This window comes from Flavobacterium sp. 103 (assembly GCF_003096795.1).
Taxonomy (GTDB): Bacteria; Bacteroidota; Bacteroidia; order Flavobacteriales; family Flavobacteriaceae; genus Flavobacterium.
The window spans coordinates 2,458,552-2,470,402 of sequence record NZ_QENX01000001.1; the positions used below are offsets into that span (position 1 = coordinate 2,458,552).

Here is an 11,851-nt window from a genome sequence, read left to right on the forward strand (position 1 = left end):
GCCGAAAATTATTATTTATGTTTGAAGCTGACGATTTTATCCCATTAAAATATAACCATTCAATAGACCAGGGAAGTTTTTCCTGGAGCGCACCAAGTAATATAGCTTTGGTAAAATATTGGGGAAAAAAGGACAATCAGATTCCGGCTAATCCATCTGTCAGTTTTACTTTAAATAATTGCAAAACGATTACGACTTTGGCTTTCGCCAAAAAACAGAACAACGGCAATTTTTCTTTCGATTTATTATTTGAAGGAAAGCCAAAAGAGGACTTCAAACCAAAAATCCAAAAATTCTTGGAACGAGTTGAAATGTATTTACCTTTTCTGAAAGATTATCATTTTACGATTGACACCCAAAATACTTTTCCACACAGTTCCGGTATTGCTTCTTCGGCATCGGGAATGGCAGCTTTGGCTATGAATTTCATGAGTTTAGAAAAAGCATTGCATCCAGAAATGACAGATGATTATTTCTTCAGTAAAGCTTCATTTCTCGCGCGATTGGGCTCAGGAAGCGCTTGCAGAAGTGTAAAAGGACAAGTGGTAGTTTGGGGAAATCAAAAAAATATAAAAGGAAGCACCGATTTGTATGGAGTTGAATATCCGTATGCGATTCATGATGCATTCAAAAATTTTCAAGACACTATTCTGCTCGTTGACAAAGGCGAAAAACAAGTTTCGAGTACAGTTGGCCATGATTTGATGCACGACCACCCATTTGCCGAAAGGCGATTTGCTCAAGCACATGAAAATTTAGATAAACTGATTCCAGTTTTTGAAAATGGAAATATTGAAGAATTTATCAAAATCGTAGAAAGCGAGGCCTTAACTTTGCATGCGATGATGATGACTTCGTTGCCCTATTTTATTTTGATGAAACCCAATACCTTGCAGATTATTAATGCGATTTGGAAATTTAGAAGTGAAACCAAAACACCAGTTTGTTTTACTTTGGATGCTGGAGCAAATGTACATGTTTTGTATCCAAATGAGGTCAAAGAAAAAGTGTTGCAATTTATTAAAGCAGAATTAGTTGGCTATTGCCAAAATGGTCAGTACCTTTGCGACGAAATTGGGAATGGTGCTTTGTTAAATTGATCCCTTTTTTTAGTATCTTTAATTCTTAATGCGACGATCATGGATTTGAATGTGGAGAAATTAGAATTAATTAAGAAGATAGTAAAAACCAAAGACGTTGATCTTCTAAAGAAAATCAGGGCAGTTTTTGAAGACAAAAGGAAAGAGGTTTGGGAGGAATTAACACCCGAACAACAAGAAGAAATAAACATAGCAATACAAAATGAAAATCGTGGAGATGTTGTCGATTTTTGAAATAAACAATCTAATTACCAACCCCAAATTGATAATTTAAAATATATATGAAAGGACCTTTATTTTACTCAAAAATATTACTCTTTGGAGAATACGGAATTATTCGTGACTCCAAAGGATTGTCAATCCCTTATAATTTTTACAATGGAGCTTTAAAGAAAGATGCTAATCCTTCGGACGAAGCAATACAATCAAATGGTCATTTGAAACGATTTGTAGCTTATTTGGAACAATTGCAAAAGGACCAACCCGATTTGGTGACTTTTGATTTAGAGACTTTAAATAATGATGTTCAAACAGGAATGTATTTTGATTCCAGTATTCCACAAGGATATGGAGTGGGGAGTAGCGGCGCATTGGTAGCGGCTATTTATGATAAATATGCGCAACATAAAATCACGGTTTTGGAGAATTTAACACGTGAAAAATTATTGACTCTAAAAACTATTTTTTCGCAAATGGAAAGTTTTTTCCACGGAAAAAGTTCGGGACTTGACCCATTGAACAGTTATTTGAGTATTCCAATTTTGATAAATTCAAAAGACAATATTGAAGCTACCGGAATTCCTACCCAAAGTTTTGACGGAAAAGGCGCAGTGTTTTTGTTAGATTCGGGCATTGTTGGTGAAACAGCTCCGATGGTTAATATTTTTATGGAAAACCTAAAAGACAAAGGGTTTCGTACGATGTTAAAAAATCAATTTGTAAAATATACGGATGCTTGTGTTGAGAATTTTTTGGGTGGAGACATGAAGTCTTTATTTGAAAACACTAAGCAATTATCAAAAGTGGTCCTGAATAATTTTAAACCAATGATTCCTGAACAGTTTCACGGTATCTGGCAAGAAGGAATAGATTCAAATGATTATTATCTGAAACTGTGTGGTTCAGGCGGAGGTGGTTATATCTTAGGATTTACACAAGATTTAGAAAAGGCAAAAGAGTCATTGAAGGATTTTAAATTGGAAGTCGTTTATCAGTTTTAATTTTTTTATTTGTAAACAAACCAATTTAATAAGCGCTACTTATAAACTCTAAACAAACTCCATGTTAAGCAGGCAGCATAAACTATTTGTATTAAAGATTGTGAGTTTGTTCTCTGTAGTTAGAGGTTATAATATTCCCATTATAGCTTTGGCCCAATATTTATCGGCTATTTTTATATTGGCTCCCGAGAGGAGAGCTTTGTCAATACTGCTGGATTTTCAACTTTTTATAATTGTATTGGGATCCAGTTTAACAATTGCTTCCGGATACATTATCAATAGTTTTTACGACAGTAAAAAAGACTTGATTAACAAGCCAAATAAATCACAACTGGATCGTTTAGTGAGTCAAAAAACCAAACTTCAAGTCTATTTTAGCCTTAATTTTTTCGTGGCTTTAATTGCTTTTTTTGTTTCATTTAGAGCCGTTTTGTTTTTTTCTACTTATATTTTCTTGATTTGGTTTTATTCCCATAAAATTAAAAAGTACCCTTTAATCGGGAATTTAATGGCAGCTTTATTGGCAGTTTTACCTTTTTTTGGTATTCTGCTTTATTTTTATCTAAAAATGCCATTGTATGAAATCGAAAGTAATAGTGGTAAACTTGCCGTTATACTTTCGCATGGCGCTTTTCTATTCTTATTAATCCTAATTCGGGAAATGATAAAGGATTTGGAAAATTTAAAAGGCGATTTAGCTAATGATTATAAAACCATTCCAATTATTTATGGAGAAGAAGTTTCCAAAAAAATAATCACGGGATTAGCATTATTGACTGTTATACCAGTCTATTTTTTAATCAATGTGTACGATGTTGGTTATATGGATATTTACTTTTATTCCGGTTTTGTAATCATGATTTTTTTCTTGCTGTATTTGTGGAAATGGGAAACCAAAGAGCAATATGTTTTATTGCACAATGTTTTGAAATTCCTAATTGTAGCAGGCGTATTTTGTATCGTTTTGATTAATCCCAGCGTTTTATGGAACGGTAAAAAAATATTGATGACTATTTAATGATTCTTTGATTGGGTTAATCGTTTTTATAAAACTTTAGAATATGCAACAGTCATTTAATTAAGTAGTTAACTTTTTCTAATTACCAAAAATCGTTTCCCAATGATATAAATAGTATCTTTGCAGCAAATTATAGAATATTATGAACAATAAGGAAGGCAATAATAAAAGAAGTGGTGCTAGACCAACAAGCTCTAGACCAAGTTCCAATAAGCCAAAACCTGCGATGCAAAAAAGGGCACAAGGGCCAAAAAAAGTAAAAACAATTGTAAAAGTTGCCGATACTACTGATAAAGTAGAGAAAAAACCTAATCAAGCGCCTAAAAGACCTAAAGTAAAAGATGAAATTCGTTTGAATAAATACATATCAAACTCAGGGACTTGCTCCAGACGTGATGCTGATATTTACATTCAATCAGGAAATGTAAAAGTAAATGGTATTCCTGTTACCGAAATGGGTTATATGGTAAAACCAGGAGATGTGGTTAATTTTGACGGTGTGGTTTTGACACCGGAGAAAAAAGTGTACATCTTATTAAATAAGCCTAAAAATTTCACCACTGCCCTTGATGAAGGTCAAGAATATCGTAATGTTTTAGAACTGGTTAAAGGTTCTACCAATGCGAAAATTGGACCAATAGGCAGAATGGATAAAAATACAACGGGACTTTTGTTGTTTACCAATGATACGGACATGATTCGTAAATTTACATTACCGAATCAAAAATCTTCCAAAATCTATCAGGTTTCTTTAGATAAAAATTTAAAATTTGAAGATTTAGAAAAAATAAACAAAGGACTTGTTCTTGATGGACACCGCGTTTATGTTGAGGATGTAAGCTATATTGAAGGAGAAGCCAAAAGTGAAATTGGACTTCAATTAAGATCGGCAAATGTAAAAGTAGTGCGTTCCATTTTTGAACATTTCAATTATGATGTTCTTAGAATTGACCGTGTGGCTTTTGCAGGATTAACCAAGAAAAATTTGCCTCGAGGAAATTGGAGATTGCTAACAGAACAAGAAATTATAAATTTGAAGAACGTATAATTTTTTAGAAAATAACTTCAAAATCCCTTTCATGACAAAATGTAAAGGGATTTTTTAATTTTAAAAAGAAACAGAATGACAGCAGAAAAATTGCAATCCATAGCTTTCAAATGGTTTGAAGCTTTTAATAATCATAATTTGGAACAATTATTATCACTTTATGATGATGAAGCAGAGCATTTTAGTCCAAAATTAAAAATCCGTAAACCAGAAACGCATGGGTTAGTAGTTGGAAAAGAGCATTTAAGAGCTTGGTGGCAAGACGCTTTTGATCGTTTGCCAAGTTTGCACTATAAAGTGACTTCTTTAACGGCCAATGCTGATCGTGTTTTTATGGAATACATTCGCACAGTTGAGGGTGAAGAAGACATGCTTGTTGCTGAGGTTCTTGTGGTAAAAGAAGACAAAATTGTTGCTTCGAGAGTTTATCATGGATAGTAATTGAAACAATTTTTATTATTTAAAAATCCCATTTCGCTAAAAAAGTGAAATGGGATTTTTTTTGGAAAAAAAAGTAAAAGTAAAAAGGAAGTTTAGGTGCTAGCGCCTAATTATAAAATTACGAAAACGTTAAACCTATGAAAAACAACCAAATTAGTTCCTTAAAAAACAGTTCTTTAATAAATATAATTACTTTTAAAATTCGTTAATAATTTTAAGCAATTATTAAAAAGTCTAAGTTTAAAAGATAAATTATAAAAAAATGAGATTAAAAATTGCACTACTGCTAATTTTCAGTTTTCTGGCTTTTGGGGTTAGAAGTCAAAACACCAATCCTGAAATTGACAAGAAAGTGGCCGAATTGCTTTCTAAAATGAGTACCGAAGAAAAAATTGGTCAGATGACACAAATTACCGTTACTTCTTTTGAAGCCAAAGGAAAACCAGGAGAATTTGATATAGCAAAATTAAATGAGGCTATTCAAAAATATCATGTTGGATCTATTTTAAATGTACCAAATCCTGGTGCGCCAACTATTAAAAGATGGAACGAAGTAGTTACGGCAATTAGCAATGAAGCCAATAAATCAAGATTAAAAATACCAGTTTTGTATGGAATAGATGCTATTCACGGTTCAAGTTATACAGCAGGAGCAACCTTGTTTCCGCAGCAAATTGGAATGGCAGCAACATTCAACACGGATATTGTGAAAAATGGTGCTGAAATATCGGCCTACGAAACTAGAGCCTCTTCAATTCCTTGGGTTTTCTCACCTGATTTGGATTTGCCTAGAAATCCAGCTTGGTCAAGATTGTGGGAATCTTTTGGAGAAGATGTCTATTTATCGAGTCGAATGGGCGAAGCGATGGTAAAAGGTTTTGAAGGAAGTGATGTTGGATCAAAATATAATGTAGCTTCCTGTATGAAACATTATATAGGATATGGCAGTACAACCACCGGAAAAGACAGAACTCCAAGTATTATTCCAGAGCGAGTGCTGAGACAATTTGATTTGACTATTTACCAAGCAGCTATTAAAGCGGGTGCCAAAAGTGTAATGGTGAGTTCTGGTGAGATTAACGGAACTCCAATTCACGCCAGCAAATACCTAATTACTGATGTTTTGAAAAAAGAATTGGGTTTTCAAGGTGTTGTAGTTACCGATTGGAAAGACATTATTTATCTCTACACCAGACATAAAGTAGCTGAAAACAATCGTGAAGCGGTGAAATTATCTGTAATTGCAGGAATTGATATGAGTATGGTTCCAGAAGATTATACTTTTTATGTTGATCTGTTGGATTTAGTGAACAAAGGAGAAGTGCCAATGTCAAGAATTGACGATGCTGTAACCAGAATTTTGAAAATGAAATTTGAATTGAATTTATTTCAAACGACAGTTGCCAATTTAAAAGATTATCCGAAGTTTGGTTCTCAAGAATTCATTGATGCAGCTTATAATGCTGCTGCGGAGTCAATCACATTGTTAAAAAACAACAATGCTGTATTGCCTTTGAATAGAAACGAAAAAGTATTGCTAACAGGGCCTACAGCCAATAGTATGAAATATTTGAATGGTGGTTGGTCTTACAACTGGCAGGGAGAGAATTCAGATACTTATGCGGCAGATAAAATGACTATTCTGGAGGCATTACAAAATGAAATTGGAAAAGAAAATGTGTTGTATACTCCTGGTGCCGATTTAGCAAACTTTAATGATGCTGAAATTGCAAGAACGGTTGAAATGGCAAAAGGTGTGTCTAAAATTATTCTATGTCTTGGCGAGAAAAACTATACCGAAACACCTGGGGACATTAGTAATTTATACATTACTGCTTCTCAATCTAAACTGGCTTTAGCTTTGTCTAAATTAAACATACCAATTGTTTTGGTTTTGAATGAAGGAAGACCAAGATTGATAAGCGATTTTGAAGACAACATGAGTGCTGTAGTACAGTGCTATTTGCCAGGAAATGAAGGTGCGAGAGCATTAGCAGATATATTGTATGGCGATGTGAATCCTAGTGGAAGATTGCCGTATAATTATCCTAGATATCCTAATTCATTAGAAAAATACAATCGCAAATACACTGAAAGTTTAGGGGATGACGAGCAAAATAATGATGCCAAGTATGAGAAAAGTTATTCGCCTCAATTCGAATTTGGAACAGGTTTATCATATACCACTTTTGAATATTCGAACCTTAAAATTGATAAAACAGAAATAAGTAATTCGGATGACTTAAAGGTTACAGTTGATGTAAAAAACACTGGAAAAGTAAGTGGGAAAGTTTCTGTTTTGCTCTATTTATCAGATAAAGTGGCAAGTATAACACCTGAAGTTAAGGCGTTGAAACGATTTGAGAAAATTAATTTGGCTTCGGGCGAAAGCAAAACTGTAAGTTTTACTTTAAATCAAAAAGACCTTCAATTTGTAAATAATGATTTGAAATGGATTTCTGAAAATGGAACTTTCAAAATTCAAATAGAAGGACTTACAAAAGAGTTTATATTAAAATAGGTTTAATTAGTTAGAAGAAAAATGGTAACAGTCTTAGGATTGTTGCCATTTTTTATTTTAAAAAAACCTTGTGAACTTGTGTAGTTAGAATTTGAAAATTTTATTTAAGAAATGAGGTCTTGAATTGGTTTTTATCGATGTCTTTGAATCGGCGTGAGCATCTTCATATTCAAAATTTGAATATCCAAGAAGTACCCTGATACCTTCGGGAACATTATGCAGTATTACTTTTTTTTGTGAATTTAAGTCGTTTTGGATAATTACCGATTTTTGTTTTTCATTTACAAAATGTGATAATATTAGCATTACTGCAAAATTTAGAATAGCTCGCGCTGTTTCACTTTTGATGCCAACTTCATTTGATATCATTTCAGAGATACGTCCTTTTTTGGTGGAGAAAATCAAATTTAATGGAGTAGAACCTTCTTGTTCAAAAGAGTAATTTATTGAAGAAATTTTTCCGTTTTCAAATTCAGTGGTTTTATAAAATTCAGTAAAAGTTATAGAATCAATGATTTTGTCATATAAAATGGTGTTGTCCATTATATTCTCGAGACCAATAAGAACGGTGCAAATACTGGTGTCAATAGATTTTCTCAATAATATTTCATTTTCTTCAAATTTTTTGCAAAATATTGAAATTAATGGAGAAGTGATAATGCTTCGTAGTTGAAGAAGTAAAATGGGGGTCATATTCTATCTTTTATCAAGCAATTTTATTTGTATTGATTTTAAATAACCGACTAAATGATTTATTTTTCCGATTATCTGATAAATATATAAAAAATATAACAAAAGACAAGAAAAACATTTTTTTTGTGAAAAAAATGTTTTATTGCATCGATAGCTAATGCCATTGGTCATTATTTTTTACACCAACGGTTTATAATAAATTGATTCTTTGGATAATGTAATGATAAAATTAATCTAGATGTTCAGGGAAAAAAGTATTCATAATAGAAGTGAGTCCCTCCAAAGTAAGAACCTTATTCTGGAAGCCTGAAATTGCAGGAAGCTTTGAAGCTTTTTCTTTGTCATCGGGGTTAAAGGAACTGGTGAGCATAACAATTATAGTCTTTCCTTTTTGATTTTCATTCAATTTTGAAAAGGCTTCGGCAAATTCCCATCCATCCATTACAGGCATATTGATGTCCAGTAAAATCAGCATGGGTTGTGGAAAGATACCATCTGATTTTTCATGTTTTCCGGTGTTAGTTAGGTAGTCTAGTGCTTGTCTACCATTTAAAGTGGTTTCGATATGGTCTGTTATTCCTGCTTTTTTGATTAGCATTTTACTGATAAAATTGGTTGCTACATCGTCATCCACTAGCAAAACAGAATTTAATTTTTTCATACTTAGCAATTGTTTATTTTTTAAGGATAGGATGCTGTTTTTATTTCGGTAAGGTAAAGTAAACAATTGTGCCTTGACCAATTGTTGATTCTACCCAAATAGAACCTCTATGTAAGGCTACAATTTTTTTGCAAATTGAAAGACCTATACCTATTCCAGGATATTCATCCCTGTTATTCAAACGTTTAAAAATGATAAAGGCTTTTTCTTTGTTTTGTTCCTCAATTCCAATTCCATTATCTTGTACAGCAAACTGCCAGTTGTCTTCAACTTGTTTCGCTGTAATATTGATGGTTAACGGAGTTTCTTTTTTTCTGAATTTTATTGCATTTTCTATTAAGTTTTGAAATAGCTGAATCAATTCTACAGAAGACCCTTGTATTTGAGGCAAATCATCAACTATGATTTGTGTTTCTGTTTTTTGAATGGTATCCGATAAGGTTGAAATAGAATTATTTACGATTTCATTGCAATCTACTTTTGTTAATTCAATTTGGCTTCCAATTCTGGAATAGTCCAATAATCCTTTGACAAGTTTTTGCATTCGATTAGAGGACTCCAAAATAAAATTCAGGTATTGATTAATGTTTTCATTGGTTTCTTTTGGGAAATCGGCCTTAATGAGTTCTGAAAAATATTTTAGTGTAAGCAAAGGCTCTTGTAAGTCATGTGAAGTGATATAGGCAAATTGTTCCAGTTCTTTGTTTTGAATTTGTAATTTTTGGTTTTGATTTGCAATTTCTTTTTCATCTTTCTTTCTTTGCGTTATGTCTTGTGCAATAGCATCTATGTGATGTGGAATTCCATTTTTGTCAAAAATCATTTTGGCATTAAGGGAAACGCAAATTAGTTCTCCTGATTTTGTTTTGACCAATTTTTCAAAATTTTTCAAAATAAATTTTTCTTGAATAATTTTAATAACAGCATCAGGTTTCTCTTCATCAGTTTGTAGAATATTTGTTGGTTTTCCTATTAGTTCTTCTGGAGTATAACCCGTTATGTCTTTGATAGATGGACTTATGCTCCAAAAAATGCCATTTGGATCTATTTGAAAAATCACATCCTGAATATTTTCAAATATGTTTCGGTACTTTTCTTCACTTTTTTTCAAAGCTTCTTCCGCTTTTATCTTTTTCGAAATGTTGGTTGAAATTACCGTGGCACCTATGATTTCATCGTTCTGGTTTACAATAGGGCTAGTTCTAAATTCCCAATAGCTGTCGTTGAATTCAAAATGTCGTACAGTAGTGATGTTTTCCCCCAAAAAAACTTTGCTTAGTACCGCCAAGGAGTCGTCAAGTTCGTCTTTGTTGATCATGCAATCTTGTAATTTCATTCCCAAAGCAATGTCTATGCCATACATTATTTTCATATTGATACTGTGCTGACTATTAAAACTTAAGTATTCAAAATTACGACCAAGGGAGTAAATACTGACACCTTTGGGACTTTCAAGGGTTGATTCAAGCAAAGTTTGATTTTCACGAAGTCTTTTTTCGCTTGTTTTAATTGAATCTTCGGTCTTTTTTCGTTCGGAGATAATTCCTGCTAAAAAAAGACTACAAATGATTGTTACACTCAAAAACAGATCCAAAAACAAAATGGAATCGTTAATGCGCTCTTCATTAAATGGGCCAATTCCTTGAGCTGTTGTTATAATTGCAAATAATGCTATTATAATAATGAATAGCGTTGTAATCTGAATTCCGAAACGATAGGCAGACCAGAATAATAAGGGTAAGATGAGATATTTTAGATCGTGATATTGAAAGAATACGCCAAAACATAATAAAATGGTTGCTAGTCCATATAGTGTTATTTCTAAGAAATTAAAATTATTGGTATTGAAAGAGTCTTTAGAAAACCAAGACAGCATCAACGGAGTAATTAAAATGATACCGATTGCATCGCCAAGCCACCATGTTTTATAAGTGTACCAAAATTGCTCTACGGGAATTGAACCATTAAGAAAAAAACTGGCTACTCCAATCAAGGAAGTAATCGTCGAATAAGCGATTGGCCCCAAAATAAGTAGTGTCAATACATTTTTTCCATTGCTCAATGGATGCTCTTTTTCGCAAAAACGAGTAACTATAATTGTCGCCGAAATTGATGCTATTACGGAGCCAATTGAAATAAAGAAGGCTATTGGAAGGTGGTTTAGGAATAGCGTTTTATCTAGGTTAGCTAGGTCATTACTGAGGAGTGTGTTTGAATAAAGGGAGCCAATCCAAATTCCAATCAATGCATTACGTCCCAAAATCAATGTCGAGCCAAATGCAAATCCAGCAGCTAGAAAAATGGGGCTAACTGTACTTTCGTCAATTGTTAATAAAAAACTTATTTTGGCAAGTAAAATATATAAAGTAGCAACCACAAGAACTGCAATTGGAGTTGACCTTAATAATGAAGGTATTGAGTATGAAAAATTTAATGAATTTTTTGATTTCATTATATTGAGGTTTCTATTTACAGCACTACTCAAAATTAATAAGATTTATCGGAACACATTGGTAATGAGGGTATTTTTTTTCTAAAAAATAATTGATAGTTCTAAAATGTAAGTTTGTAGTTATGAATTTATGAAATTTTGATATAAATTTTCATAAATCGATAGTGTTTTTTGTTAATGACACAGTAGTGATTTTTTCCTGCGCGGAACTTAATAAAGAATTGTTGTTGTTTAACTTTGAGGTTAAAGTTGTTTGTTTTCAAATAAATAAGAAATGTAGAGGAATCAGGTTTTAAAAACTTTAATATTCTACTAAACACAATAACTTGTAATTACCAGTCAGTCTTAAACTATTTTGATTGTAGAAGTACAAATGGCATCCGCAGAATCTTTCAATGCAAAAATAAAAGCTTTTAGAAGTCAATTTAGAGGAGTGAGAAATATAGATTTTTTCTTGTTCAGATTATCTAATCTTTTTGCATAATCCCCAACTTTTGCTTTTTGGGAAAATGTAAAAAACAAAAAACCCACTCGTCTGAGTGGGTTTTGTGGTACCTCCAGGGATCGAACCAGGGACACATGGATTTTCAGTCCATTGCTCTACCATCTGAGCTAAGGTACCGTGCTTATTATTTCACGTTGTTGCTATTTTCATAGGAGTTCCGTGAACTTGTTTGCGGGTGCAAATATAGAATCT

At 32.6% G+C, this 11,851-nt stretch carries 10 protein-coding genes and 1 tRNA gene; 7 read left to right on the forward strand and 4 right to left on the reverse strand.

Features of this window, described 5'->3' with window-relative positions; translation table 11 throughout:
• Positions 1-17 precede the first annotated feature (17 nt).
• The 7 genes from C8C85_RS10010 to C8C85_RS10040 all read left to right on the forward strand — a co-directional run bounded on the left by C8C85_RS10010 (position 18) and on the right by C8C85_RS10040 (position 7,348).
• Entirely contained in the window at positions 18-1,100 is a 1,083-nt protein-coding gene (locus tag C8C85_RS10010) for a diphosphomevalonate/mevalonate 3,5-bisphosphate decarboxylase family protein (RefSeq protein WP_116796950.1), read from the forward strand.
• A 39-nt stretch (positions 1,101-1,139) separates the two neighbouring features.
• Positions 1,140-1,334 (forward strand): hypothetical protein, encoded by a 195-nt coding sequence (locus C8C85_RS10015; protein WP_116796951.1) that lies wholly within the window; start codon positions 1,140-1,142, stop codon positions 1,332-1,334.
• A gap of 47 nt (positions 1,335-1,381) precedes the next feature.
• A complete protein-coding gene (locus tag C8C85_RS10020; RefSeq protein WP_116796952.1) occupies positions 1,382-2,320 on the forward strand; it encodes a mevalonate kinase in 939 nt (312 codons plus the stop codon).
• Positions 2,321-2,381: 61 nt separating this feature from the next.
• The gene (locus C8C85_RS10025) at positions 2,382-3,338 is read left to right on the forward strand and encodes a geranylgeranylglycerol-phosphate geranylgeranyltransferase (RefSeq protein ID WP_116796953.1); all 957 of its coding nucleotides are present in this window, start codon (positions 2,382-2,384) and stop codon (positions 3,336-3,338) included.
• Positions 3,339-3,480: 142 nt separating this feature from the next.
• On the forward strand, positions 3,481-4,386 hold the full coding sequence (locus tag C8C85_RS10030) for a pseudouridine synthase (RefSeq protein ID WP_111411180.1): 906 nt from the start codon (positions 3,481-3,483) through the stop codon (positions 4,384-4,386).
• A gap of 75 nt (positions 4,387-4,461) precedes the next feature.
• Entirely contained in the window at positions 4,462-4,824 is a 363-nt protein-coding gene (locus C8C85_RS10035; RefSeq protein WP_116796954.1) for a nuclear transport factor 2 family protein, read from the forward strand.
• A gap of 265 nt (positions 4,825-5,089) precedes the next feature.
• A complete protein-coding gene (locus C8C85_RS10040; protein ID WP_116796955.1) occupies positions 5,090-7,348 on the forward strand; it encodes a glycoside hydrolase family 3 N-terminal domain-containing protein in 2,259 nt (752 codons plus the stop codon).
• Positions 7,349-7,432: 84 nt separating this feature from the next.
• Here the strand turns inward: C8C85_RS10040 and C8C85_RS10045 are convergent, their stop codons facing one another.
• The 4 genes from C8C85_RS10045 to C8C85_RS10065 form a co-directional block, all read right to left on the reverse strand.
• The gene (locus C8C85_RS10045; RefSeq protein WP_116796956.1) at positions 7,433-8,041 is read right to left on the reverse strand and encodes a hypothetical protein; all 609 of its coding nucleotides are present in this window, start codon (positions 8,039-8,041) and stop codon (positions 7,433-7,435) included.
• Positions 8,042-8,270: 229 nt separating this feature from the next.
• The gene (locus C8C85_RS10050; protein ID WP_116796957.1) at positions 8,271-8,702 is read right to left on the reverse strand and encodes a response regulator; all 432 of its coding nucleotides are present in this window, start codon (positions 8,700-8,702) and stop codon (positions 8,271-8,273) included.
• 40 nt (positions 8,703-8,742) lie between these two features.
• A complete protein-coding gene (locus C8C85_RS10055) occupies positions 8,743-11,154 on the reverse strand; it encodes an MASE1 domain-containing protein (protein ID WP_116796958.1) in 2,412 nt (803 codons plus the stop codon).
• A gap of 549 nt (positions 11,155-11,703) precedes the next feature.
• A tRNA-Phe gene (locus C8C85_RS10065) sits at positions 11,704-11,776 on the reverse strand.
• Positions 11,777-11,851: the final 75 nt, after the last annotated feature.